This window comes from Micromonospora sp. HM134, assembly GCF_007833915.1.
GTDB lineage: Bacteria > Actinomycetota > Actinomycetes > Mycobacteriales > Micromonosporaceae > Micromonospora > Micromonospora wenchangensis.
The window spans coordinates 4534225-4559401 of sequence record NZ_CP041061.1 but is presented as its reverse complement, the minus strand read 5'-3'; the positions used below and the strand labels follow the sequence as shown (position 1 = coordinate 4559401).

Here is a 25177-nt window from a genome sequence, read left to right as displayed (position 1 = left end):
GCTGGCTGTCCACCCGCCCCGCCCCTCCCGGCCGCCCGCCCCGCCCGGCGTCCCGGATGCCCGGCCGGGCGGTGGCGAGCCGGTGGGCGGCGGGCCCCGGGGCATTGCGTAACCTGATGCGACCTGTGGTGCGGGATGGGGAGGATCAGTGCGACTCGGGCTCAGCCTCGGATATCAGACGGCGTGGAGTACGCCGGCGGACCACCTGGCGCTTGCCCAGGAAGCGGACCGCCTGGGTTACTCGGTGGTGTGGGCGGCGGAGGCGTACGGCTCGGACTCCCCGAGCATGCTCGCCTGGATGGCCGGGCAGACCGAACGGATCGACGTGGGCAGCGCGGTGATGCAGATCCCCGCCCGTACCCCGGCGATGACCGCGATGACCGCGGCCACCATCGACACCCTCTCCGGCGGCCGGTTCCGCCTCGGCCTGGGCGTCTCCGGCCCGCAGGTCTCCGAGGGCTGGCACGGCGTCCGGTTCGGCAAGCCGCTCGCCCGCACCCGCGAGTACGTCGACATCGTGAAGCTGGCGGTGGCCCGCAAGGAGGTCGCCTACGCCGGCGAGCACTACACCCTGCCGCTGCCCGACGGCCCCGGCAAGGCGCTGCGGCTGGGCTTCCACCCGCCGCGCGATCACATCCCGATCTACCTGGCCGCCGTCGGCCCGAAGAACCTGGAACTGGCCGGCGAGATCGCCGACGGCTGGCTGGCCGTCTTCTACGCCCCCGAGTTCGCCGAGGAGCAGCTCGCCTCGGTCAGCGCCGGCCGGGCGAAGGCCGGCAAGGAGCTGGCCGGCTTCGACGTCGTCCCCTCGGTGCCGGTCGTGGTCGGCGACGACATCGCCACCTGCGCCGAACTGGTCCGCTGGTACGCCGCCCTCTACGTCGGCGGCATGGGCAGCCGGCAGCAGAACTTCTACAACCAGCTCGCCACCCGGATGGGCTACGGCGACGCCGCCCGCCAGGTGCAGGACCTCTACCTGGCCCGGCAGCAGCGGGACGCGGCGGCGGCGGTGCCGATGGAGTTCATCGACCGGACCTCGCTGCTCGGCCCCAAGGAACGCATCGCCGAGCGGATGCGGGAGTACGCGGCCGCCGGGGTGACCACCCTGTCGGTCACCCTGTTCGTGGCCGACCGGGACAGCGGCGTGCAGACGCTGCGGACCGTCGCCGAGGCCCTCGACCTCTCGGGAGTCGGCGAGTGACCTGGGTCGAGGCCATCGTCCTGGGCATCGTCCAGGGGCTCACCGAGTTCCTTCCGGTGAGTTCGTCGGGGCATCTGCGGATCACCTCGGCGATCTTCTTCGACCGGGACGCGGGCGCGTCCTTCACCGCGGTCACCCAGCTGGGCACCGAGGCGGCCGTGCTCATCTACTTCGCCAAGGACATCTGGCGGATCACCCGTACCTGGCTGGTGGGGCTGCGGGACCGCTCGGTGCGCTCCAGCCTCGACTACCGGATGGGCTGGTACGTGATCGTCGGCTCGATCCCGATCGGGCTGTTCGGTTTCCTGTTCAAGGACCAGATCCGCACCGCCGGACGCAACCTGTGGGTGGTCTCCACCACGCTCATCGTGTTCGCCTTCGTGCTGGCCTTCGCCGAGTACTGGGGGCGGCAGACCCGCACCCTGGTGAACTTCCGGATGCGCGACGGCATCGTGATGGGCTTCGCCCAGGCGATGGCGCTGGTCCCCGGGGTGTCCCGCTCCGGCGGCACGCTCACCGCCGGCCTGCTGCTCAACCTGACCCGGGAGGCCGCCGCCCGGTACTCGTTCCTGCTGGCCATCCCGGCGGTGGTGATGTCCGGCATCTTCAGCGTCGGGGACGTCTTCGAACCGGCCGCCCCGGGCACCTCGGTGCCCTCGGTGGCGCAGATGGTGGTCGCCACGATCATCGCGTTCGGCATCGGCTACGCGGCCATCGCCTGGCTGCTGCGCTACGTGGCACACCACACCCTGTACGTCTTCGTGCTCTACCGGGTGGCGCTCGGCACCCTGGTGCAGGCGCTGCTGCTCACCGGCACGATCAGCGCCACCTGACCGGCGTCGACCTGCGGCCCCCGACACCACCGCCGGTGTCGGGGGCCGGTTGCGGTCCGGCTGCCCCTATGGTGGGGGCGTGGCGACCCTTCTGCTTCTGCGACACGGCCGGACGACCGCGAACGCCGACGGCGGGCTGGCCGGCCGGCAGCCGGTCGAGCTGGACGACACCGGGCGGGCCCAGGCGGGCGCGGTCGGCCAGCGGTTGCGCGGCCTGCCGCTGGCGGCGGTGGTGACCAGCCCGCTGATCCGCTGCCGGCAGACCCTGGAGCTGGCCCTTCCGCAGGCCACCCCGGTGGTCGAGGACGGCCTGATCGAGTGCGGCTACGGCGCCTGGGAGGGGCAGCCGCTGAAGAAGCTGGCCAAGGAGAAGCTCTGGCCGGTGGTGCAGCAGCACCCCAGCGCCGCGGTCTTCCCCGACGGGGAGTCGATGGCGCAGATGTCGGCCCGCGCGGTCGCCGCGGTACGCGCCTGGGACGCCCGGATCACCGCCGACCACGGACCGGAGGCGGTCTGGCTGGCGTGCAGCCACGGCGATGTGATCAAGGCCATCGTGGCCGACGCCCTCGGCCTGCACCTCGACCTGTTCCAGCGCCTCGTCGCCGACCCGGCCTCGGTCACCGCGATCCGCTACACCCCGCTGCGGCCGTTCCTGGTCCGGCTCAACGACACCGGCGGTGACCTGGCCTCCCTGGTGCCGCCACCGGCGAAGCGGCGGCGTCGGGCGACCCGGCCGGCCGACTCCGACGCGGCCGTCGGCGGGGGCGCGGGGGCCACCGGCTGAGCCGGCCCGCCGGGGGCCGTCCGCCGCCGGTCGCGGGTCGCGCCGTTTCGCCCTCGGCTGATTCGGCGTCGGTGCCTTGCGCGACCGTTCCACGCTCCGGATAGGGTCGTGGGTATGACCCACCAGGTGCACGCCTTCGAGCCGCCGGAGCGGTTCGTCGCCGGGACCGTCGGGCCGCCCGGGGAGCGCACGTTCTTCCTCCAGGCCCGCGGTGGCGGCCGGCTGGTCAGCGTCGCGCTGGAGAAGGTGCAGGTCTCCCTGCTCGCCGAGAAGCTGGAGGAACTGCTCTCCGAGGCGCAGCGCCGCTTCGGCGTCGAGCTGCCGGAGGTGCCCGCGGCCGTCGGCGACAACGACCCGCTGGACAATCCCGTCGACGAGGAGTTCCGGGTCGGCACCCTCGGGCTGGCGTTCGACGTGGACTCCGCCACCGTGGTGATCGAGGCGATCGCCGCCGGTGAGGCGGAGGCCGAGGTCGAGCTGGGCGACGACGAGGTCGACGAGGACGACGACGAGGAACCGGACGAGGACCTCGACCGGCTGCGGGTGCGGCTGACCCCCGAGGCGACCCGCGAGTTCATCGAACGGGCCCGCCGGGTGGTCAACGCCGGCCGTCCGCCCTGCCCGCTGTGCGGCCAGCCGCTCGACCCGGCCGGTCACCTCTGCCCCCGGCACAACGGCTACCACCGGTGACGTCGTCGGAGGTGCAGCGCCAGGAGGTCAGCGCCGCGCTCCGGCTGCTGTGCGACGGTGAACTGGAGCTGGAGGGTCGGCTGGTCGACGCCTCCAACACCACCCTGCGGGCGATCCTGACCCTCGACGGCCGTACCGCCCGGTGCGTCTACAAGCCGGTGCGCGGCGAGCGCCCGCTCTGGGACTTCCCCGACGGCACCCTCGCCGGCCGGGAGGTCTCCGCCTACCTGGTCTCCCGGGCCACCGGCTGGGATCTGGTCCCGCCGACGGTGCTGCGCGACGGGCCGCTGGGGCCCGGGTCGTGCCAGCTCTGGATCGACGAGCCGGACGACGTCGAGCCGCTGGTCGGGTTCGTGCCGGCCGAGGCGGTGCCGCCGCGCTGGTTCCCGGTGGCCGCCGCCCGCGACGACGACGGCGCGGCGTACGCCCTGGCCCACGCCGACGACCCCCGGCTGGCCCGGCTGGCCGTGCTGGACGCGGTCATCAACAACGCCGACCGCAAGGGCGGGCACGTGCTGGCCGGCGCGGACGACCGGATCTACGGGGTGGATCACGGGGTCTGCTTCCACGTCGAGGAGAAGCTGCGGACCGTGCTGTGGGGCTGGGCCGGCCGGCAGCTCCCACCGGACGCGGTGCAGGTGCTCGACGCCCTCGACCGGCAGCTCACCGGCGAGCTGGGGGAGGAGTTGGCCGAGCACCTGACCCTCGGCGAGGTCGCCGAGGTGGCCGCCCGGGTGCGGCGGCTGCGGGACACCGGCCGGTATCCGCTGCCGCCGCAGGAGTGGCCGGCGATGCCGTGGCCGCCGATCTGAGCCGTTGTCATGTTGATCACCCGGGCGGTTTCTCCGGGCGGCCGGGCGGCTCGTTAGGCTGGCGGTCATGGAGTCTTGGGCGGGACACGAGGTGCCACGGCTGCCGGGTGACGGCGGGCCCCTGAGCTTGTACGACTCGGCGCGGCGCGGTGTCCACCCGAGCCGCCCCGCCGGCCCCGCCACCATGTACGTCTGTGGCATCACCCCGTACGACGCCACCCACCTGGGCCACGCCGCCACCATGATCACCTTTGATCTGGTACAGCGGATGTGGCGCGACGCCGGCCTGACCGTCCGGTACGTGCAGAACGTCACCGACATCGACGACCCGCTGCTGGAACGCGCCGAGCGCGACGGCGAGGACTGGAAGGTCCTGGCGATGCGGGAGACGGCGCTGTTCCGCGAGGACATGGAGGCGCTGCGGATCATCCCGCCCGCGCACTACGTGGGCGCGGTGGAGTCGATCCCGGACATCGCCGACCGGGTGCAGGAACTGCTCAAGGACGGTGCCGCCTACCGGCTCGACGACGGCACCGGCGACGTCTACTTCGACATCGCCGCCGCCCCGGCGTTCGGCTACGAGTCGAACCTGACCCGGGAGCAGATGCTGGAGATCTTCCCCGAGCGCGGTGGCGACCCGGAGCGGGCCGGCAAGCGCGACCCGCTGGACCCGCTGCTGTGGCGCGGTGCCCGCGACGGCGAGCCGTCCTGGCCGGGCGGTGAGCTGGGCCCCGGCCGGCCCGGCTGGCACATCGAGTGCACGGTGATCGCGCTGAACCTGCTCGGCGACCGGCTCGACGTGCAGGGCGGAGGCAACGATCTGATCTTCCCGCACCACGAGTGCTCCGCCGCGCACGCCGAGCGGCTCACCGGCACGGCTCCCTTCGCCGACCACTACGTGCACGCCGGCATGATCGGCCTGGACGGCGAGAAGATGTCGAAGTCCAAGGGCAACCTGGTCTTCGTCTCCCGGCTGCGCGCCGACCAGGTGGACCCGATGGCCGTCCGGCTCGGCCTGATGTCCGGCCACTACCGGGACGACCGGGCCTGGACCGACGACGTGCTGACCGCCGCGCAGCAGCGGCTGGACCGCTGGCGGCGGGCCGCCGCCGCGCCGTCCGGGCCGTCCGGCGCGGCCTTCCTGGCCGGGGTACGCGAGCGCCTCGGCGACGACCTGGACACGCCGGGCGCCCTCGTCCTGGCCGACGACTGGGCCGGGGCGGCCCTGGCCGGCACCGGCGACGACCCGCAGGCTCCCGCGCTGTTCGCCGGCACCGTCGACGCCCTGCTCGGCATCCGCCTCTGACGCCCGCGCCCACCCGCCCCGTCTCAGCGTGGTCCCGGGCGGCTCGTCGATCATGGAGTTGTGGTGGGGGTTGAGCCCCCACATGCGACTTATGCGGAGCCCCGCAACTCCATGATCGACGCAGGGGGACCCGGGTCCGGTCGGCTGTGGGCGTGGTGGGGCACGGGGGGGGTAACGGGGTTACCGGCTGCGGGGCGGCGGGGCGGGTTGGCGCAGTGCGACCCGCGTCTGGGTCTGCACCACGCCGCAGCTCTTCTTGAGCCGACGCAGCAGCGCGTCCAGGGCGGCGGTGTCCCGCAGCCGGGCCCGCAGCAGGTAGTCGTACGGCCCGGTCATGTGCACCGCGTCGCCGATCTGCTCGATCGGGGCGATGGCGTCGACGAACGTCTCGTAGGCGGTCCCGGCGTCGAGGCGTACGTCGATGAACACCTCCAACCCGCCCCGGAGTTCCGGCGCGTCGTGGCCGGTGACGACGGTGTACCCGAGGATGACGCCGTCGGCTTCCAACCGGCGGACACGGGCGGCGGTGGCGTTCGTGCTCAGACCGACCCGTCGACCGATCTCACTGAACGAACACCTCGCGTTCTCCTGCAGGATGCCGAGAATCTGCTCGTCCAGCCGGTCCACACCGATAATCGTACGCCGACACCGCTCATCTGTCGGTCGCGCCCGGCGGGGTGACCCAGACTCGGCGGATGGCTGAAGGAATCGTGTTCCTGGCGGTCGCCGGGTTCGCCGCCGGACTGGGGGTGGCGATGCCCCTGGGGGCGATCGGGGTGCTGATCGTCCGGGAGGGGATGCTGCGCGGCCGCCGCAGTGGCCTGGCCGCCGCGTCCGGCGTCGCCACCGTCGACACCCTCTACTGCCTTGGCGCGCTGCTGACCGGGGCGGCGCTCGCGCCGGTGATCGCCTCGTGGGGGGACGCCCCCCGCTACCTGTCCGGTCTGGTGATCGTCGGGCTGGGCTGCCACCAACTGGTCACCCTGCGCCGCGCCCCGGCACACCCCGGCGGTACCGGCGCCGGAGCCGAGCGGGACGGCACCGGCGGGGAGCGTCCGGCCCGGAGCGCCGCCGGACCGGTCTTCGTCCGCTTCGTGCTCCTCACCGCGGTCAACCCGTTGACCCTGGTGTACTTCTTCGCCCTGGGCGGGACGGTGAACGCCGTGCCGGGCAGTTGGACGGGGCCCGGGGTGTTCGTCGTCGCCGCCGGGCTGGCCTCCCTGCTCTGGCAGGCCGGGCTCGCCACGATCGGCGCGGCCCTGGGCGCCACCGTCCCGGTACGGGTCGCCGACCTGCTCGGGGTGGTCGCCTCCCTGATCGTCGTCGCGCTCGGAGCGACCGTCGTCGTGGTCACCGCGGTCACCTGAGGCACGGCTTGGCCCCGTACGCCCGGTGCCGTCCCGGCGGTTGCGCCACCCCTGCCCGGCCTGCGGTGGCCGCCGCCCGGCAGCCCCCCGTCCGTCCGGTGCTGCCCGGCCCCGTACGTGGGCCGGGCCGGGACGGTGGGCGGTGCCCGGCCGGGATCAGCCGAGGACCAGGCCGGGGTCGGGGTCGGGGTCCGGCGCGGGGGCGGGAACCTGGTACTCCTCGGTCAGCGTGGTCATCGGGCCGGGCCAGGTGGCCTGGGCGACCTCGATCGGCTTGCGGTGGGCGTCGTAGGCGACGTGCAGCAGGTGCAGCACGGGAGTGTCGGGGCGGATCTGGAGCGTCTCGGCCTCCTCCCGGCTGGGCTGGCGGGCGCTGATGGTGTCGGCGGCGGTGGTGTACCGCCGGCCGGTGGCCTCCTCGGCCTCCTGGTAGAGCGGCCGGCCGAACGCCTCGGCCCGTTCCAGCGAGGTGCCGGCGGTGTCCTTCGGCAGGAACCAGGACGCACCTACCTCCACCGGGGAGTCGTCGGTGCGCACCAGGTGCCGGCGGCAGAGCAGTTCGGTGCCGTCGGCGACCCCGAACGCGTCGGCCACCTCGGGTGGGGCGGGCGCCCGACCGACCGAGACGAGTTGCTGGCGGTACCGTGCGGCGAGGTCGGTGTGGTAACCCCGGAATCCGCCGTACCGGCCCCGGGAGAGCCGGTTGAGCCGCCGCCGGGTGCCCCGCACGTACGTGCCGGAGCCGGGTTTGGTGATCAGGATGCCCTCGACCCGCAGCTGGTCGACGGCGCGTTGCACGGTCTGCTTCGCCACCCCGAACATCTCGGCGATGGCCGGGATGGACGGCAGCCGTTCGCCCGGCCCCCAGTCGCCCCGCCGCACCTGGGCCTTGAGCTGCGCGGCGATCTGCCGGTGCGGGAACTCGGCGGCTCCCGGGTTGATCTGCACGCCCGCCTCCTCCTGACAGCTAGGTTCCTAGGATGCCCCAGACGGGGCGACGACGCCACCCCGGACACGCCGACAGGCCCCGGACGCCACGACGTCCGGGGCCTGTCGGGGACGACTACCAGGAGCCGGCGGTGGGGCCGGCGGAACCGCCCCGACGGCGCAGGTACTTCTCGAACTCCTGGGCGATCTCGTCACCGGTCAACGGGGTGATCCCCGCGTCGCCGACCCGTTCCTCCAGCTCACGCACGTACTCGCCCAGCTCGGCATCCTGCTCGGCGGCGCCGCGTACCCGCTGCTCCCACTCGGCGGCCTCCTCGGCCAGGTCGGCCATCGGCACCGGCAGGTCGAGCACGTCCTCGACCCGGTGCAGCAGGGCCAGGGTCGCCTTGGGGCAGGGCGGGTTGTTGGCGTAGTGCGGCACGTGCACCCAGAACGACACCGCGTCGACCTCGGCCCGGGTGCAGGCGTCCTGGAGTACCCCGACGATGCCGGTGGGACCGTCGTAGCGGGTGGGGGTGAGCTGGTAGCGCTGGGCCGCCTGGGCGTCGGAGGCGCTGCCGCTGATCGGCAACGGCCGGGTGTACGGCACGTCGGCCAGCAGCGCGCCGAGCAGCACCACCCGTTCCACCTCAAGGCTGTGGCAGATCTCCAGCACCTGCTCGCAGAACGTGCGCCAGCGCATGCTCGGCTCGATGCCCCGGATCAGCACCACGTCGCGGTCGGTGCCCTCGGGGCTGGCCACCATGAACTTCGTGGTGGGCCACTCCACCCGGCGGGTCTCGCCGTCGGACATCGTGATCGTCGGTCGGCTGACCTGGAAGTCGTAGAACTCCTCCGGGTCGATCTCGGTGATCTGGCGGGCCTGCCAGACCTGTTCGAGGTGTTCCACGGCGGCGGTGGAGGCGTCCGCGGCGTCGTTCCAGCCCTCGAAGGCGGCGATCGCCACCGGGGACCGCAGCACCGGCAGCCCGTCGAACTCGGTCACGCCGTCACCTCGCCCCGCTCGTCGCCGACGGCGCCGGGGGTCGGCCCGGTCACCCGCCCGCCGTGCACGGTGGCGTCCCTGATGTCCTTCACGTCCGCAAGCCTACGTCCCGGCGCGGCGCGTGGCCCGTCGGCCGCGCCGGGACGTAGGCCCACCCCGCCGCCGAACCGGTACGAACCGGGACGGGGAGCGGATGGACACATAGTGGGACGCGACCGGGCGTCGACGGTGACCGGATTCCTCGCACTAACCTGATGTGGTGCGGACTTCGTTGCGGGATGTGCTGGCCGACCGGATTCTCATCGCCGACGGCGCGATGGGGACAATGCTCCAGGCTGCCGACCTGAGCCTCGACGACTTCGAGGGGCTGGAAGGCTGCAACGAGATCCTCAACGTGACCCGGCCCGACGTGGTGCGCGGCGTGCACGAGGCCTACCTGGCGGCCGGCGCGGACTGCGTCGAGACGAACACGTTCGGCGCGAACCTCGCCAACCTCGCCGAGTACGACATCCCGCAGCGCATCCGGGAGCTGTCCGAGGCCGGCGCGCGGATCGCCCGGGAGGTCGCCGACGCGTACGCCACGGCGCAGCGCCCCCGGTTCGTGCTCGGCTCGATCGGCCCCGGCACCAAGCTGCCCACCCTCGGCCACGCCCCGTACGCGACGTTGCGCGACGCGTACCAGGAGAACGCGGCCGGGCTCATCGCCGGTGGGTCGGACGCGCTGATCATCGAGACCTGCCAGGACCTGTTGCAGGTCAAGGCGGCCGTGGTCGGGTCGAAGCGGGCGATGGCCGAGCTGGGCCAGCAGGTGCCGATCATCTGTCACGTGGCCGTGGAGACCACCGGCACCATGCTGGTGGGCAGCGAGATCGGGGCGGCGCTGGCGGCCATCGAGCCGCTGGGGGTGGACCTGATCGGGCTGAACTGCTCGACCGGCCCGGCCGAGATGGGCGAGCACCTGCGCTACCTGTCGCAGCACTCCCGGATTCCGCTGTCGGTGATGCCGAACGCGGGCCTGCCGGTGCTGACCGCCGACGGGGCGTACTTCCCGCTGAGCCCGGTGGAGCTGGCCGACGCCCTGGAACGGTTCGTGGCCGACTACGGCGTGGGGCTGATCGGTGGCTGCTGCGGCACCACCCCGGAGCACATCCGGGCGTTGGCCGAGCGGTTGCACGGCGCGACCCCGGCGGCGCGGGAGCCCCGGCACGAGGCGGGTGTCTCGTCGATCTACCACCCGGTGCCGTTCGCCCAGGACGCCTCGGTGCTGATGGTGGGGGAACGGACCAACGCCAACGGCTCCAAGGCGTTCCGTGAGTCGATGCTCGCCGCCGACTGGCAGGCGTGCGTCGAGGTGGCCCGCAGCCAGGCCCGCGACGGCTCGCACCTGCTGGACCTGTGCGTCGACTACGTCGGCCGGGACGGCACGCAGGACATGCGGGAGCTGGCCGGCCGGTTCGCCACCGCGTCCACCCTGCCGATCATGCTGGACTCCACCGAGCCGGCGGTGATCGAGGCCGGGTTGGAGATGCTCGGCGGGCGTTGCGTGGTCAACTCGGTCAACTTCGAGGACGGCGACGGCCCCGACTCCCGCTACGCGCGGGTGATGCCGGTGATCGCCGAGCACGGGGCGGCCGTGGTGGCGCTGCTCATCGACGAGGAGGGGCAGGCCCGTACCCGGGAGTGGAAGGTCCGGGTGGCGGCCCGGCTGATCGACGACCTGACCGGCCGGTGGGGGATGGACCGGTCGGACATCCTCATCGACGCGCTGACCTTCCCGATCGCCACCGGCCAGGAGGAGACCCGCCGGGACGGCATCGAGACGATCGAGGCGATCCGGGAGATCGCCGCCCGCTACCCGGGGGTCAACTTCACCCTGGGCATCTCGAACGTCTCGTTCGGGCTCAACCCGGCGGCCCGGCAGGTGCTCAACTCGGTGTTCCTGCACGAGTGCGTGCAGGCCGGGCTGACCTCGGCGATCGTGCACGCCAGCAAGATCCTGCCGATGTCGAAGATCCCCGAGGCGCAGCGCGAGGTCGCCCTCGACCTGATCTACGACCGGCGGCGCGAGGGCTACGACCCGGTGCAGCGGTTCATCGAGGCGTTCGAGGGCGTCGACGCCGCGTCGGCGCGGGCCACCCGGGCCGAGGAGCTGGCCGGGCTGCCGTTGGACGAACGGCTCAAGCGGCGGATCATCGACGGCGAGCGCAACGGCCTGGAGGCCGACCTGGACACCGCGATGGCGCAGGGCCGGTCCCCGCTGTCCATCATCAACGACATCCTGCTCGACGGCATGAAGGTCGTCGGTGAGCTGTTCGGCTCCGGGCAGATGCAGTTGCCGTTCGTGCTCCAGTCCGCCGAGGTGATGAAGACGGCGGTGGCCTACCTGGAGCCGCACATGGAGGCGGTCGAGGACGGCGGCAAGGGCCGGATCGTGCTGGCCACCGTACGCGGCGACGTGCACGACATCGGCAAGAACCTGGTCGACATCATCCTGTCCAACAACGGCTACGAGGTCGTCAACATCGGCATCAAGCAGCCGATCGGCGCGATCCTCGACGCCGCCGAGGAGCACCGGGCCGATGCGATCGGGATGTCCGGGCTGCTGGTCAAGAGCACGGTCATCATGAAGGAGAACCTCGCCGAGATGGCGTCGCGCGGGGTCGCCGAGCGGTGGCCGGTGCTGTTGGGCGGGGCGGCGCTGACCCGCGCGTACGTCGAGGACGACCTGCGGGCGATGTTCCCCGGCCAGGTCCACTACGCGCGGGACGCCTTCGAGGGGCTGGCCCTGATGGACCGGGTGATGACCGCCAAGCGTGGCGGCGCACCCGTGATCGACCCGGAGCGGGAGGCGGCCCTGGCGGCCCGGCGGGCCCGCCGGGAGAAGCAGCGCACGATGGTCACCGAGGTGCTGCCGGAACTGCACGACTCCTCGGTCCGCTCCGACGTGGCCACCGACGTGGGGGTGCCCACCCCGCCGTTCTTCGGCACCCGGGTGGTCAAGGGGGTGCCGCTGGCCGAGTACGCGGCGCTGCTGGACGAACGGGCCACCTTCCTCGGCCAGTGGGGGCTGCGCGGGTCGCGGGGCGGCCAGGGCCCGTCGTACGAGGAACTGGTGGAGACCGAGGGGCGGCCCCGGCTGCGCTACTGGCTGGACCGGCTCATCGCCGACCAGGTGCTGGAGGCGGCCGTGGTGTACGGCTACTTCCCGGCGTACTCCGAGGGCAACGACCTGGTGGTGCTGGACGAGAACGGCAACAGCGAGCGGGCCCGGTTCTCGTTCCCCCGGCAGCGGCAGGAGCGGCGGCTCTGCCTGGCCGACTTCTTCCGCCCGAAGGACGACGGGCTCGACGTGGTGGCGTTGCAGCTGGTCACCGTCGGCCAGCCGATCAGCGACTACACCGCGAAGATGTTCGCCGCCAACGAGTACCGCGACTACCTGGAGGTGCACGGGTTGTCGGTGCAGCTCACCGAGGCGCTCGCCGAGTACTGGCACCGGCGTATCCGCTCCGAGCTGACCCTGCCGGGCGGCGGCACGGTCGCCACCGGCGACCCGACCGACCTTGCCGGGCTGCTGCGCAACGACTACCGGGGCTGCCGGTACGCGTTCGGCTACCCGGCCTGCCCGGATCTGGAGGACCGGGCGAAGATCGTGGAGCTGCTCGGGGCGGAGCGGATCGGGGTGCAGTTGTCGGAGGAGTTCCAGCTGGTGCCGGAGCAGGCCACCGACGCGATCGTGGTGCACCACCCGGAGGCGAACTACTTCAACGCCAAGTGACGCCGTCCCCTCGACGGCACTGAACTGCGCGGACATCACGGCCCCCGCCCCGCCGGGCCCTCGGGGCAGGGGCCGTGATGCGAAGGGATGACGATCATCGGACGGGTGCTGTCCCGGCTCGTTCGTAGCAGGTCAAACCCCACCGGATGCTGCCGGCGCTGGAGGTGGCGGTCGCGCGCCGTCAGCTGGTCTCGTCGTACGAGCGGCGGGCGGCCTCGATGGCGGGCAGGTGCTGCCCGGCCCAGTCGAGGAGCACGTCGACCGGGTGCCGGAGCGTCTTTCCCAGCGGCGTTATGCGGTACTCGACGGCGACCGGCCGCGACGAGAGGACGTGCCGGGCGACGATGCCGTTGCGTTCGAGCCGGCGCAGGGTGGCGCTCAGTGATTTCTGGGAGACGGCGGGGATGGCGTGGCGCAGCTCGTTGAACCGGGAGGGCCGTTCGCAGAGCTGGTTGAGCACTTCCAGCGACCACTTGTCGAGCACCTGGTCCAGCAGTTCGCGGTGGGGCGGGGTGATCTGGAGGGCTTCCGCCGGCAGGGGTGTGGTTTCGGGCATGACACCTAGTCTCGTTGAAGTTCCCTCGGTGCACCAGGTATCCATGAGATACCTAGAGGGAGGAAGTCAGATGGGTGTCCAGCTTTTCTCTGCGCCGGGCATGACGCAGCCCGTTCCCTACCACCACGTCGCGGTGGCGTCGGGGTCGCGCCACGTCCACGTGGCCGGCCAGATCAGCCGGGACGAGGCCGGCCGGCCGGTCGCCACCGGCGACCTGCGGGGTCAGGTCGCCCGAGCGCTGCGCAACACGGGGTACGGGCTGGCCGGTGCCGGGGCGAGCTTCGCCGACGTCGTCCGCCTGACGTTCTACGTGACGAACTGGGCGCCGGAGCGGATCGGTGACTTCATGGCCGGGGTGGAGGATGTGGCGGGGGAGCTCGGCCTGCCGCAGCCGCTGCCTCCGTCGTCGCTCATCGGCGTCGATTATCTCTTCGAGCCGGACGTTCTCGTCGAGGTCGAGGCGACGGCGATCCTGGACTGACTGTCCCGGTCCGGGGGAGACGGGTCGCTCACCATGTCGGTGATCCAGCGGTATCCCACCGCTCCGATACCGCTGGATCTCCGACATCGGGTCGATCATGCAGGGCGGCCCGGGGTGGTGGGGCGGGGCGGGGGAGGATCATGCGGGCAGTGGGGGCGGGCCGGACCCGCCCGACGGAGGGGGAGACGCGATGACGCAGGGCCGCTCGCCGGGGCCGGACGGGGCCGACGGCCACGATCTGATCCGGGTGCAGGGCGCGCGGGTGAACAACCTGCGTGACGTCAGCGTCGAGATCCCGAAGCGGCGGCTGACCGTGTTCACCGGGGTCTCCGGGTCGGGCAAGAGTTCGCTGGTGTTCGGCACGATCGCCGCCGAGTCACAGCGGTTGATCAACGAGACGTACAGCGCGTTCGTGCAGGGTTTCATGCCGACGCTGGCCCGACCCGAGGTCGACGTGCTCGACGGGTTGACCACGGCGATCATCGTGGACCAGGAGCGGATGGGGGCGAACGCCCGCTCCACCGTCGGCACCGCCACCGACGCCACCGCCATGCTGCGCATCCTGTTCAGCCGGCTGGGGCAGCCGCACATCGGCCCGCCCAACGCGTACTCGTTCAACGTTCCCTCGGTGCGGGCCAGCGGCGCGATCACGGTCGAGCGGGGCGCCGGCCGGACGAGGACCGAGAAGGCGACCTTCCACCGCCTCGGCGGCATGTGCCCGCGCTGCGAGGGGATGGGCGCGGTCACCGACATCGACCTGTCGGCGCTCTACGACGACAGCAAATCCCTCAACGAGGGTGCGTTGACCATTCCCGGCTACAGCATGGAGGGCTGGTACGGCCGGATCTTCCGGGGCTGCGGCTACTTCGACCCGGACAAGCCGATCCGCCGGTACACGAAGTCCGAGCTGCACGACCTGCTGCACCGGGAACCCACCAGGATCAAGGTGGACGGCATCAACCTGACGTACGCCGGGCTGATCCCGCAGATCCAGAAGTCGTACCTGGCCAAGGACGTCGACACCCTGCAACCGCACATCCGGGCGTTCGTGCAGCGGGCGGTGACCTTCACGACCTGCCCCGAGTGCGCCGGCACCCGGCTCGGCCCGCAGGCCCGGTCGTCGAAGATCGGCGGGAAGAACATCGCCGACGTCTGCGCGATGCAGATCAGCGACCTCGCCGCCTGGCTGCGGGACCTCGACGAACCCTCGGTGGCCCCGCTGCTGTCCGGGCTGCAACGGCTTCTCGACTCGTTCGAGGAGATCGGCCTCGGCTACCTGTCGCTGGACCGGCCGGCCGGCACCCTGTCCGGCGGGGAGGCGCAGCGGACCAGGATGATCCGCCACCTGGGGTCCTCGCTGACCGACGTCACCTACGTCTTCGACGAGCCCACCGTCGGGCTGCACCCGCACGACATCCAGCGGATGAACAACCTGCTGCTGCGGTTGCGGGACAAGGGCAACACGGTGCTGGTCGTCGAGCACAAACCGGAGGTGGTCGCGGTCGCCGACCACGTGGTCGACCTCGGCCCGGGTGCCGGCTCGGCCGGCGGCGAGGTGGTCTTCGCCGGCACCGTCGCCGGGCTGCGGGACAGCGGCACCCTGACCGGGCGGCACCTGGACGACCGGGCCGCCGTGAAGCCGGCGGTGCGCAGGCCGTCGGGCGTGCTCGCGGTACGCGGCGCGGACACCCACAACCTGCGCGACGTCGACGTCGACATTCCGCTGGGCGTGCTGGTGGTGGTCACCGGGGTGGCCGGTTCGGGCAAGAGTTCCCTGATCCACGGCTCGGTGTCGGGGCGCGACGGGGTGGTCGCGATCGACCAGGGGACGATCCGGGGGTCGCGGCGGAGCAACCCGGCGACGTACACCGGTCTGCTCGACCCGGTCCGCAAGGCGTTCGCGAAGGCCAACGGGGTGAAACCCGCACTGTTCAGCGCCAACTCCGAGGGGGCCTGCCCCGGCTGCAACGGCGCCGGGGTGATCTACACCGACCTGGCGATGATGGCCGGGGTCGCCACCGTCTGCGAGGAGTGCGAGGGCCGCCGGTTCCAGGACGCCGTGCTGGAGTACCGCCTCGGCGGTCGGGACATCAGCGAGGTGCTCGCGATGTCGGTGACCGAGGCGGCGGAGTTCCTCGGCACGGGCGAGGCGCGCACCCCGGCGGCGAGCGCCGTCCTCGGTCGGCTCGTCGACGTCGGGCTCGGCTACCTGCGCCTCGGTCAACCGCTCACCACCCTCTCCGGCGGCGAGCGGCAGCGGCTCAAGCTGGCCACCCGGATGGCCGAGCCCGGCGGTGTGTACGTCCTCGACGAGCCGACCACCGGGCTGCACCTCGCCGACGTGGCCCAACTGCTCGGCCTGCTCGACCGACTGGTCGACGGCGGCACCTCGGTCATCGTGGTGGAGCACCACCAGGCGGTGATCGCAAACGCCGACTGGATCATCGACCTCGGTCCCGGGGCCGGCCACGACGGCGGGCGGGTCGTCTTCGAGGGCACCCCCGCCGACCTGGTCGCCGCCCGGTCCACCCGCACCGGCGAACACCTCGCGGCCTACGTCGGCCGCTGACGCTACCCCCGCGCCCCGCCAGACCCGCGCCGGACCGGATCGGGTCGGGCGGTCGGGGTGCGGACCCCGTCGGTGCCGGGGGCGGCGGGGAGCTGCCGCCGCCGGCACCGGCGGCGGCATCGACGCACCGGGTCGACGTCGCGCCGCGGATGCGGCGGGCTACCGTCCCTGCGTGAGGAAGCCCTCCAGGGCGAGGGTGGCCGCGCCGAGGCTGACCGGGTTGCCGGCGACGGGGGAGCGGACGATCCCGGTGGCGGCGAGCGGGCGGCGCAGCGCGTGCTGGGCGACCACGGCGCGGACCTCGTCGCGCAGCCGGTCGCCGAGCCGGTCGGCGACCCAGCTGCTGAGCACCACGACCTCCGGGTTGATCAGGTTGACCAGGTCGGCGACGGCGACGCCGAGGTAGCGGGCGGTCTCGGCGACCACCTTCGTGGCGGTGGGGTCGTCGTCGGCGAGCCCGGCGGCGAGGGCGTCGAGGGTGGCGGTCTGGTCCTCGGGGTGCAGCAGCGGACTGGTCGGGGCCAGGTCGCGCAGCGTCTGCATGATGCCGGGCGCGCCGACGTACGCCTCGACGCAACCCCGGCTGCCGCACCGGCAGAGCCGGCCGTCGAGGACCAGGGTGGTGTGCCCCCACTCGCCGGCGCTGTTGCTGCTGCCCCGGTAGAGGGTGCCGCCGAAGGCGAGGCCCGCCCCGACGCCGGTGCCCAGGTTGATCACGGCGACGTCGTCGCGGCCCCGGGCGGCCCCGGCCCACAGCTCGGCGAGCACCGCCGCCCGTAGCGGGTTGTCCAGGTGCAGCGGCAGCGGCAGGCGGTCGGCGAGCAGGTCCCGCAGCGGTACGTCGTGCCAGTTCCAGTTGGGCGCGAACACCGACACGCCGCCCTCCCGGTCGACCTGGCCGGGGACGCTGACGCCGACGCCGAGCACCCGGGCCCCGGTGCCGGCCAGGACGGTGTCGATGCCGCTGACGATGTGCCGGACCACCTGGTGCGGGCGGCGTTCCAGCGGGCGCAGCGCCTCCTCGGCGCCGGCCAGCCGGGTCAGCGTGGTGTCGAAGAGGTCGACGTGCACGTACGTCTCGGCGACGTCGACGCCGACCAGCAGGCCGCCGTGCGGGTCGGCGGTGACCAGGCCGCGGGGCCGGCCGCCGCCGGAGTCCTCCCGGCCGGCCTCGGTGAGCAGCCCCAGGTCGGTGAGTTCGGCGACCAGGGTGGCGACGGTGCCGAGGCTGAGCCCGGTGTCGACGGCGAGGCGTTGCCGGCTGGTGGTGCCGGCGGCGACGACCTGCTGGACGACGGTGAGCCGGTTGGCGGAGCGGATGTCGCGGGAGGTCCGGGCCATGGCGCTTATCGCAACACTTACGAAAACCGTTGGCAATAGTGCAGGATGACAACCATCGATTTATTGAGAGAGGTGTGTCGATGGAACGTCTCCGGTACGGCGCTCTGGCGGCGGTGCTCTGCGTGCTCGGTGGCCTGCTGGTCGCCGGGCCGGCGCGGGCCAACGCCGCCGGGCCGGTCCCGCACTACCTGATGACCGCGTTCACCAACAGCAGCGAATCCAACATGTACGTCTACGACTCGGCCGACGCCACCCGGTTCACCCTCCAGCGGGCCAACGCCTACACCCCGCCGTCCGGGCTGGTCCGCGACCCGAGCGTCATCCGGCACACCGACGGCTACTACTACCTCGTCTATACCACCGGCTGGACCGGCAACACCATCGGCATCGCCCGCAGCGCCGACTACCTGACCTGGACCTTCCAGCGCAACGTCACCGTCCCCGTCGCACCGGCCAACGGCAGCACCTGGGCCCCGGAGTGGTTCGTCGACAGCGACGGCAGCGTGCACATCGTCGTCTCCGTCTCGCAGACCGGCACCGCCGGGCAGTTCCAGCCCTACCGGATCACGGCGACGAACAGCGCGCTGTCGGCGTGGAGCGCCCCGGCGGCGCTCAACGGCATCGGCACCAACCACATCGACAGCTTCATCGTCAAGGTCGGCAACACCTACCACAACTTCATGAAGAACGAGACCACCAAGTACATCGAGCACGCCACCGCCCCCGCGCTGACCGGCCCGTGGAGCTGGGTCGGCACCGGCAACTGGGCCGGCTGGGGCTCCGGCCTCGAAGGACCCGCCCTGGTCCGGCTGCCCGACAACCGGTGGCGCATCTACTTCGACCAGTACGGCGCCGGCCGCTACTACTCCGCCGACAGCAGCGACCTGTACGGCTTCACCGGCAAGACCGAACTGGCCGGGCTGTCCGGCACGGTGCGCCACTTCACCGTGCTGCGGGAGAGCGTCGGGGACACCTCCGCCCCGCCCACCGGCAACCGCTCGCTGCGCTCGGCGAACTTCCCCGACCGGTACGTCCGCCACCGCGACAACCTCGCCCGCATCGACGTGCTCGGCAGCGGCAGCCCGCTGGCCGACCGGCAGGACGCCACCTTCCAGATCGTCCCCGGCCTCGCCAACTCCTCCTGCTACTCGTTCCGCGCGGTCAACGGCTCCTACCTGCGACACTGGGACTTCACCATCCGGCTCGCCGGCAACGACGGCAGCGCCGTCTTCGCCGGGGACGCCACCTTCTGCAGCCGGACCGGGCTGGCCGGGGGCGGCAGCTACTCCTTCGAGTCGTGGAACCACCCCGGCCGCTACCTGCGCCACTACGACTACGCGCTGCGGGTCGACCCGTACGCCGCCGGCAGCACCTTCGCCGGGGACGCCTCCTACACCCTCACCGCGCCGCTGGCCTGAGCGTCCGGGCGCGTCGGCCGGTGGGCGGGAGGCACGCCCACCGGCCGTCAGCGGGTGGCCGGCAGGCCGAACGTCGGAAACAGGGTGCCGTCGAGGAACGAGACGAGCTCGGCGATCCGACCGTCGCGCACCGTCAGCACCGTGACCGACCACGGCAGGTGCGGGCCGGTGTCACCCGCGCGCAGGTAGTTGGCGACCGCCGGCTGGCCGTTGGCCGCCACCGGCACGTGCCGCCAACTGCCGCAACTGCCCAACGGCATCGCCCGCGCGAAGTCCAGCACCGCGGCGCGGCCGGCGTACCAGTGCGGCAGCGGCGGCATCGACCAGGTGACGTCCTCGGTGAGCAGGGCGACCAGGGCGTCGGCGTCGCCGTTCTCCAGGGCGGTGGCGTAGCCGGCGGCGACCTCCCGCAGCCGGGCGTCACCGAGGGTACGCAGCGCCTGCTGCTGGCTGCGGGCGGGCACCCGCTCGGCGACGACCCGGCGGGCCCGCGCCAGCGCCGAGTGGACCGACCCGGTGGTGGCGCCCGTCATGGCGGCGATCTCGGCGGCGGTGAAGCCGAGCACGTCGCACAGCAGCAGCGCGGCCCGCTGGTTGCCGGGCAGGTGTTGCAGCGCGGCGACGAACGCCAGCTCGACGGCCTCCCGCTGCTCGTAACGGGCGTCCGGGGTGGCGGGGCCGGCGGCCAGGCCGGCGTCGGGGTACGGGCCGAGCCACCGTACGTGGTCGGCGGCGACGCCGCCCGGCACGGCGTGTTCGCTGGCCGGCCCCAGGTCGACCGGCAACGCCCGCCGTCCCCGCCCGGTCGCCAGGTCCAGGCAGGTACGGGTGGCGACGGTGTAGAGCCACGTCCGCAGCGAGCTGCGCCCCTCGAACCGGGGCAGCGCCCGCCAGGCCCGCAGCAGGGCCTCCTGCAACGCGTCGTCGGCGTCGTGCGGGGAACCGAGCATCCGGTAGCAGTGCGCGTGCAGTTCCGGCCGCAGCGGCGCGACCAGCGCGGTGAACGCGGCGTCGTCCCCACCGCGGGCCCGGGTCAGCTTCGCGTCATGGTCGTCGGCCGTGATCTCGGCAAGAATCGTGCTCACGACCGACGATTCTGCCCCACGCCGGGAGTCTGCACCGTGTAAGAGCCGCACGTCACGACCCGGAGGACCCGATCATGAGCAGTTCCACCACCATGCCGGTGACCACCGCCACCCTGGCCGTCCCCGACGGGACCCTGCACTTCGAGGTACGCGGCCAGGGGCCCCTGGTGGCGCTGGTCGCCGCCCCGATGGACGCCCGGGCGTTCGCCCCGCTGGCCGACCTGCTCGCCACCGACCACACCGTGCTCACCACCGATCCACGGGGCATCCGCCGCAGCCGGCTGCACGACCCGGAGCAGGACTCCACGCCCGAACTGCGCGCCGACGACCTGGCCCGGCTGCTGGCCCACCTCGACGCGGGCCCGGCGGCGGTGCTCGGCTCCAGCGGTGGCGCGGTCACCGTCCTGGCGCTCGCCCAGGCGCACCCGCAGGCGGCGCACACCGTGATCGCCCACGAGCCGCCGCTGGTGCTGCTGCTCGACGACCGTGACGAACTGCTCGCCCGGGAGGACGACATGGTCGCCACCTACCGGCGGGGGGACCGGCTGGGTGCCTGGCGGAAGTTCCTCGCCAACGCCAACATCGTCATGCCCGAGGAGATGGTCCAGGGCATGTTCGGCCGCGAACCCGACCCGCAGGACGCCGCCGACGAGCGCTACCAGTACCTGCACACCCTGCGCGGCACGACCCGCTACCAGCCGGACGTCACCGCCCTGCGCGACGGCCCGACCCGGGTGCTGGTCGGCCTCGGCGAGGAGTCGGCCGGGGAACTGTGCGACCGCAGCTCCCGCGCGCTGGCCGCCGCACTGGGCGTGCCGCCCACCATGTTCCCCGGCGGGCACATCGGCTTCGCCGACGACCCCGCCGGGTTCGCCGTCCGACTGCGGGAGGTCATCGCCGGGTGACGGTGGGGCGCCGCCGGTCCGGTCCGCGTACCGGGGGCGGTCGGGCGGTGGCGACCGATGCGCGACAGTCACGCGGACGGTGGGCGTCGCGGCCCTAGAGTGCCGCGCATGACGCTGATCGTGCGACTCGTCGGCGGGTGCGCCGTCCTCGTGGCGGTGCTGGCGGCGGGGCCGGTGCCGGCCTCCGCCGCGCCGCCCGCCGGGGGCCTCGGGCTGGACCTGCGGACCAGCACGCCCCGGTACGCCCCGGGCGAGGCGGTCCGGTTGACGCTCGCGGTCACCAACAGGACGCAGGCGGCCTGCACGCTGGCCACCGTGGCCGACGGCACCGTGCAGGTGACCTCGGTCCGCCGGGACGGGCAGGAGCTGACCCCGGCCCTGGGTCGCAGCTTCTACGGCGACGGCATCGGCGCCGCCGCCACCGCCGGCACGGTCACCCTGGCACGGGGGCGGAGCGTGACCGTGCCACTGGTCAGCGTCCGGGTGCACGACGGCGGCGGCGACGACGCCGTGGTGCTGCGGTCGGTGACGGCGACCCCGGACGGCGGCGGGTTGGACACCCTCTGGCCGGTCGGGTCACCCGGCAGCTATCAGGTGACGGCGAGTTGGACGGCGCTGCCGGTGACCGGTCTCGACACCCCGTGTACGGGCGTGACGGCGTTGCGGACCACCGGCTTCACCGTCGGCGGCGACACCGCCGGGCGGGGATGGTGGCGCTGGCTGCTCGGCGGGGCGGTGCTGCTGGTGGTCGTGGTCGGCGGGCTGGCACTGCTGCTCCTGCGGCGGGCCCGCCGTCGCCCGGTCGCCGCCGTGGCGCTGCTGCTCGTCGCCGTCGGGGCGGTCGTCGGCGGGGGCGCCCGGCCAGCCCGGGCCGACTACCAGGTCGACCCGAGCGCCGGGGTGCCGGTCAGCGGCGTCGACTTCCAGGCCGCCGTCGACGGCTGCCTCCAGGGGTTCGCGGCTGCCGGCGGCGACCCGGCGGGCATCCTGCCCCGGCTCAGGGACGCCAAGACCCCCCGGGTGCGGATCATCCCCACCCCCGGCGGATCGGGCTCGTTCGAGACCCCGGACAGCAAGGACGGCAAGGGTTCCTCGACGGTGACCTGGAACCCGACCTCGGTCGAGCCGTACGGCGACGGGGTCGCCCGGGACCCGTGCGCGGCGCTGTACCACGAGCTGAACCACTCCGACGACATCTCCCGCGACGCCGTGCCGCAGGGCGCGTGCGGGGGCACCGGGATCAGGACCGCCGAGGTCAAGGCGACCCTGGCCGAGAACCGGTACCGGGCCGCCAAGGGCCTGCCGCCGCGCACCGAGTACGACGGCAAGACCCTGCCGAAGAGCCTGGACGAGTGCAAGAAGCCCACGAAGAAGACCCCGCCACCCAAGGGGCCGGTGAAACTCTGCGAGGACGGGGGCGACTGCGGCGGCACCAACGGTGACCCGCACCTGGTCACCTTCGACCGGCACTACTACGACTTCCAGGCCGTCGGCGAGTTCGTGCTGGTCGCGTCCACCTCCGGCGACCCGTTGGCGGTGCAGGTCCGGCAGACGCCGATGGGTGACTCGCGGACGGTGTCGGTGAACTCCGCCGTCGGCTTCGGGATCGGCGCGCACCGGGTTGCCCTCACCCTGGTCGACGGCAGCACCGAGGTCCGCGTCGACGGCGCGGCCCGGGTCGTGCCGCCGGGCGGGACGGAGCTGCCCGGTGGGGCCGGGCTCACCCGCCGCGACTCCGACACCGGCGCCGCCGACGGCTACGACCTGCGTTGGCCCGACGGCTCCGCCGCCGCCGTCGACCCGATCGGCCCGTACGGCTACCGGGTGCTGGTGAAGCTCGCCCCGGGCCGGGCCGGGAAGGTACGCGGACTGCTCGGCGACTTCGACGGTGACCCGGCCGACGACGTCGCCGCCCCCGCCGGGGCGGCCCTGCGCCAACCCGTGCCGTTCGAGCAGCTCTACCCGTCCTACGCCGACGGTTGGCGGGTCACCGGGGACGCCTCCCTGTTCAGTTACGCCGACGGGCAGGACACCGGCTCGTTCACCGACCGGACGTTCCCGGACCGGGCGGTGACCGTCGACGACCTCGACCCGGCCCGGCGGGCCCGTGCCGAGCAGGTGTGCCGGTGGGCCGGCATCACCGACGCCCGGCAGCTCGCCGAGTGTGTCCTCGACGTCGGGGTGACCGGCCGTCCCGAGTTCGCGGTCAGTGGCGTCGGCACCGAGCGGGTCGCGCCGCCGGCCGCCGCGCCGATCGCCGCGACCCCGCTCGCCACCGGGTCGCTGACCCCGGGTGGTGCCGCGCTGACCTTTCCCGCCCGGGCCGGCGACGCCGTGTTCGTCGACGTCGGCGCGCCCGGCCTGGCCGACGGATGCTCCCCGTTGCGGCTGCTCGACCCGACCGGGACGGAGGTGGCCAGCGGCTGCACCGTCGGCGGTCTCGGCCACATCGACCGCACCGACCTCACCCGCGACGGCCGGTACGCGGTGGTGGTCGACGCCACCGCCGGCACCGGTCGGGCCACCGTGCGGGTCTACGCGGCCCGGGACAGCACCGGCACCCTGCGACCGGACGCCCCGGCGGTCACCGCGACGCTCGACGTGCCGGGCAGCCGGGCCCGGTACCGGTTCACCGGTTCGGCCGGCCAGCGGGTCTTCGTCGAGGTGCCGCAGAGCACCCTGCCCGACCAGTGTTCACCGCTGGAACTGCTCGACCCGGACGGGCGACGGCTCGACGGCGGCTGTGTCGTCGGCGGCGTCGGCGAGGTCGACGGCACGCTGCTGCCCGCCGACGGGACGTACACCGTGCTGGTGGACCCGGTGGACCGTACCGTCGGTACCGTGGCGCTGCGGCTGTTCGTCACCGGTGACCGGGTCGGCGCGATCACCGTCGACGGCCCGCCGGTCGTCGCCACCGTCGACCGGCCCGGCGCGGTGCTCAGCTACCGGTTCACCGGCACGGCCGGCACGTCGGTGACCGTGACGGCCGGCGACGCCACCCTGCCCGACCAGTGCTCCCCGTTGACCCTGCGCGACGCCGACGGCGCGACGGTGGCCGCCGGCTGTGTGGTCGGCGGCAGCGGTGGCATCGGCGCGACCGTCCTGCCGGCCACCGGCGACTACACCGTCGTGGTGGACCCGTCGGGCGCGGCCACCGGCGCGGTCACCCTCACCCTGCGCCGGTGACGGTCGCCGGGCCCGTCCGGTGCCGGCCGGCCCGCCTGACCCGTCGGTCAGCGGGGGAGGGGCCGGCGCCGGGTGGGGGCTTGAAATCCTATCGATTCGATAGGAAACTGGTCCGGTGCTGCTCGTCCGGCTGTTCACCTCCCGCCGGGTCGTCGACCTGATGCGGGTCGCCACCCAGCGGTGTCCCCGGCCGTCCCCCGCCGCCTGACCGGCTGCGGTCGCCGCACCGCAGCGCCGGCCGTCGTCGCCGCCGGCAGGCAGGATTCCGTACGCCCGCGCGGCGTCCGCCGTGCCGCCGTGACCCTTCGACCCCCGTGCGGGAGGCCGTCCGATGACCGAGTCCGACCATCGTCCACCGCCGGTCGAGGCCGACGCCGACACCCTGCGTACGCTGCTGCGCCACCAGGCCAGCACCGTCGTGGTGGTCACCGCCCCCGGCGCCCCGGCCGTCGGTTTCACCGCCACCTCGTTCACCTCGGTGTCGCTGGCCCCGCCGATCGTCTCGTTCTGCCTGAACCTCGGGGCGTCGAGCTGGCCCACGGTGGCCCGGAGCCGGCACGTGGCGGTGCACCTGCTCGCCCACCACCAGCAGGACCTGGCGCGTACCTTCGCGACCAGCGGCATCGACCGGTTCGCCGCGCCGACCCGGTGGCGGACCGGGCCGGAGGGGGTGCCGATCCTCGACGACACCCTGGCCTGGCTGCTCTGCCGGGTGGTCGAACGGGTGCCCGTGGGCGACCACGCGATCGTGCTCGCCGAACCGGAACTGGTCCAGCAGGCCGACGTGGGGTCGCCGTTGCTCTACCACCGGGGCCGCTACGCCGGGCTGTCCGGTGGCCCGGAGGGTGCGGCCCGGCGGCCCGCCGCCTGACGGACGCAATTCCTGCAAACCCTATAGTATTAGTAGGTATTGCGTCAACGGATCGGCATCCATC

The 25177-nt window shown here is 73.3% G+C and carries 20 protein-coding genes; 14 read left to right on the top strand and 6 right to left on the bottom strand.

All coding sequences use genetic code 11. The annotated features are described in order from the left end of the window. The first annotated feature begins 148 nt into the window (after positions 1-148). The 6 genes from FJK98_RS19535 to mshC all read left to right on the top strand — a co-directional run bounded on the left by FJK98_RS19535 (position 149) and on the right by mshC (position 5626). Positions 149-1201 (top strand): LLM class F420-dependent oxidoreductase, encoded by a 1053-nt coding sequence (locus FJK98_RS19535; protein ID WP_145920307.1) that lies wholly within the window; start codon positions 149-151, stop codon positions 1199-1201. Next, positions 1198-2034, top strand: a complete 837-nt coding sequence (locus FJK98_RS19530) for an undecaprenyl-diphosphate phosphatase (protein ID WP_145920306.1) — start codon at positions 1198-1200, stop codon at positions 2032-2034. Before FJK98_RS19535 ends, FJK98_RS19530 begins: the two co-directional genes overlap by 4 nt. 79 nt (positions 2035-2113) lie before the next feature. Next, complete coding sequence (locus FJK98_RS19525) at positions 2114-2818, top strand: histidine phosphatase family protein (protein ID WP_145920305.1); 705 nt, start codon at positions 2114-2116, stop codon at positions 2816-2818. A gap of 114 nt (positions 2819-2932) precedes the next feature. Then, positions 2933-3508: a DUF3090 domain-containing protein gene (locus FJK98_RS19520; protein ID WP_145920304.1), complete on the top strand. Its 576-nt coding sequence runs from the start codon at positions 2933-2935 to the stop codon at positions 3506-3508. Beyond that, the gene (locus FJK98_RS19515) at positions 3505-4320 is read left to right on the top strand and encodes an SCO1664 family protein (protein WP_145920303.1); all 816 of its coding nucleotides are present in this window, start codon (positions 3505-3507) and stop codon (positions 4318-4320) included. Before FJK98_RS19520 ends, FJK98_RS19515 begins: the two co-directional genes overlap by 4 nt. 67 nt (positions 4321-4387) lie before the next feature. Then, positions 4388-5626: a cysteine--1-D-myo-inosityl 2-amino-2-deoxy-alpha-D-glucopyranoside ligase gene (gene mshC, locus FJK98_RS19510; RefSeq protein WP_145920302.1), complete on the top strand. Its 1239-nt coding sequence runs from the start codon at positions 4388-4390 to the stop codon at positions 5624-5626. 180 nt (positions 5627-5806) lie between these two features. Here the strand turns inward: mshC and FJK98_RS19505 are convergent, their stop codons facing one another. Next, complete coding sequence (locus FJK98_RS19505; protein ID WP_145920301.1) at positions 5807-6253, bottom strand: Lrp/AsnC family transcriptional regulator; 447 nt, start codon at positions 6251-6253, stop codon at positions 5807-5809. 68 nt (positions 6254-6321) lie between these two features. Here FJK98_RS19505 and FJK98_RS19500 point away from each other — a divergent pair, with 68 nt between their 5' ends. Next, a complete protein-coding gene (locus FJK98_RS19500) occupies positions 6322-6993 on the top strand; it encodes a LysE family transporter (protein ID WP_145920300.1) in 672 nt (223 codons plus the stop codon). Between the two features lie 156 nt (positions 6994-7149). On the opposite strand, the gene FJK98_RS19495 is transcribed toward FJK98_RS19500, so the two are convergent. Both FJK98_RS19495 and FJK98_RS19490 read right to left on the bottom strand, forming a co-directional pair. Then, on the bottom strand, positions 7150-7941 hold the full coding sequence (locus tag FJK98_RS19495) for a GntR family transcriptional regulator (RefSeq protein WP_145920299.1): 792 nt from the start codon (positions 7939-7941) through the stop codon (positions 7150-7152). A gap of 115 nt (positions 7942-8056) precedes the next feature. Continuing rightward, a complete protein-coding gene (locus FJK98_RS19490) occupies positions 8057-8926 on the bottom strand; it encodes a PAC2 family protein (protein WP_145920298.1) in 870 nt (289 codons plus the stop codon). A 316-nt stretch (positions 8927-9242) separates the two neighbouring features. Between FJK98_RS19490 and metH the strand changes: the two genes are divergently transcribed. Then, on the top strand, positions 9243-12701 hold the full coding sequence (gene metH, locus FJK98_RS19485; RefSeq protein WP_370517089.1) for a methionine synthase: 3459 nt from the start codon (positions 9243-9245) through the stop codon (positions 12699-12701). A gap of 181 nt (positions 12702-12882) precedes the next feature. Here the strand turns inward: metH and FJK98_RS19480 are convergent, their stop codons facing one another. Beyond that, entirely contained in the window at positions 12883-13257 is a 375-nt protein-coding gene (locus FJK98_RS19480) for a helix-turn-helix domain-containing protein (protein WP_145920297.1), read from the bottom strand. A 100-nt stretch (positions 13258-13357) separates the two neighbouring features. Between FJK98_RS19480 and FJK98_RS19475 the strand changes: the two genes are divergently transcribed. Continuing rightward, entirely contained in the window at positions 13358-13738 is a 381-nt protein-coding gene (locus tag FJK98_RS19475) for a RidA family protein (RefSeq protein ID WP_240762174.1), read from the top strand. A 190-nt stretch (positions 13739-13928) separates the two neighbouring features. Then, a complete protein-coding gene (locus FJK98_RS19470; RefSeq protein WP_145920295.1) occupies positions 13929-16307 on the top strand; it encodes an excinuclease ABC subunit UvrA in 2379 nt (792 codons plus the stop codon). 159 nt (positions 16308-16466) lie between these two features. Here FJK98_RS19470 and FJK98_RS19465 read toward each other — a convergent pair whose 3' ends face one another. After that, positions 16467-17648, bottom strand: coding sequence for an ROK family protein (locus tag FJK98_RS19465; RefSeq protein WP_145920294.1), 1182 nt, complete (start codon positions 17646-17648; stop codon positions 16467-16469). An 80-nt stretch (positions 17649-17728) separates the two neighbouring features. On the opposite strand from FJK98_RS19465, the gene FJK98_RS19460 reads away from it, so the two are divergent. Further along, entirely contained in the window at positions 17729-19066 is a 1338-nt protein-coding gene (locus FJK98_RS19460; protein ID WP_145920293.1) for a glycoside hydrolase family 43 protein, read from the top strand. A gap of 47 nt (positions 19067-19113) precedes the next feature. Here FJK98_RS19460 and FJK98_RS19455 read toward each other — a convergent pair whose 3' ends face one another. Continuing rightward, entirely contained in the window at positions 19114-20151 is a 1038-nt protein-coding gene (locus tag FJK98_RS19455) for a sigma-70 family RNA polymerase sigma factor (protein WP_145920292.1), read from the bottom strand. 74 nt (positions 20152-20225) lie between these two features. On the opposite strand from FJK98_RS19455, the gene FJK98_RS19450 reads away from it, so the two are divergent. The 3 genes from FJK98_RS19450 to FJK98_RS19440 all read left to right on the top strand — a co-directional run bounded on the left by FJK98_RS19450 (position 20226) and on the right by FJK98_RS19440 (position 25113). Next, positions 20226-21056 carry an alpha/beta fold hydrolase gene (locus FJK98_RS19450; RefSeq protein ID WP_145920291.1) on the top strand — a complete coding sequence of 277 codons (831 nt, stop codon included), beginning with the start codon at positions 20226-20228 and terminating at the stop codon, positions 21054-21056. A 108-nt stretch (positions 21057-21164) separates the two neighbouring features. Then, a complete protein-coding gene (locus FJK98_RS19445) occupies positions 21165-24242 on the top strand; it encodes a VWD domain-containing protein (protein ID WP_145920290.1) in 3078 nt (1025 codons plus the stop codon). A 331-nt stretch (positions 24243-24573) separates the two neighbouring features. Next, positions 24574-25113 carry a flavin reductase family protein gene (locus FJK98_RS19440; protein WP_145920289.1) on the top strand — a complete coding sequence of 180 codons (540 nt, stop codon included), beginning with the start codon at positions 24574-24576 and terminating at the stop codon, positions 25111-25113. Positions 25114-25177 lie beyond the last annotated feature (64 nt).

What these genes read in the sequence shown, in the direction of transcription:
- FJK98_RS19465 (WP_145920294.1), bottom strand. Translation starts at nt 17,648, where the DNA reads ATGGCCCGGACCTCCCGCGACATCCGCTCCGCCAACCGGCTCACCGTC.
- mshC (WP_145920302.1), top strand. Translation starts at nt 4,388, where the DNA reads ATGGAGTCTTGGGCGGGACACGAGGTGCCACGGCTGCCGGGTGACGGC.
- FJK98_RS19460 (WP_145920293.1), top strand. Translation starts at nt 17,729, where the DNA reads ATGGAACGTCTCCGGTACGGCGCTCTGGCGGCGGTGCTCTGCGTGCTC.
- metH (WP_370517089.1), top strand. Translation starts at nt 9,243, where the DNA reads ATGGGGACAATGCTCCAGGCTGCCGACCTGAGCCTCGACGACTTCGAG.
- FJK98_RS19475 (WP_240762174.1), top strand. Translation starts at nt 13,358, where the DNA reads ATGACGCAGCCCGTTCCCTACCACCACGTCGCGGTGGCGTCGGGGTCG.
- FJK98_RS19440 (WP_145920289.1), top strand. Translation starts at nt 24,574, where the DNA reads ATGACCGAGTCCGACCATCGTCCACCGCCGGTCGAGGCCGACGCCGAC.
- FJK98_RS19450 (WP_145920291.1), top strand. Translation starts at nt 20,226, where the DNA reads ATGAGCAGTTCCACCACCATGCCGGTGACCACCGCCACCCTGGCCGTC.
- FJK98_RS19445 (WP_145920290.1), top strand. Translation starts at nt 21,165, where the DNA reads ATGACGCTGATCGTGCGACTCGTCGGCGGGTGCGCCGTCCTCGTGGCG.
- FJK98_RS19520 (WP_145920304.1), top strand. Translation starts at nt 2,933, where the DNA reads ATGACCCACCAGGTGCACGCCTTCGAGCCGCCGGAGCGGTTCGTCGCC.
- FJK98_RS19480 (WP_145920297.1), bottom strand. Translation starts at nt 13,257, where the DNA reads ATGCCCGAAACCACACCCCTGCCGGCGGAAGCCCTCCAGATCACCCCG.
- FJK98_RS19470 (WP_145920295.1), top strand. Translation starts at nt 13,929, where the DNA reads ATGACGCAGGGCCGCTCGCCGGGGCCGGACGGGGCCGACGGCCACGAT.
- FJK98_RS19500 (WP_145920300.1), top strand. Translation starts at nt 6,322, where the DNA reads ATGGCTGAAGGAATCGTGTTCCTGGCGGTCGCCGGGTTCGCCGCCGGA.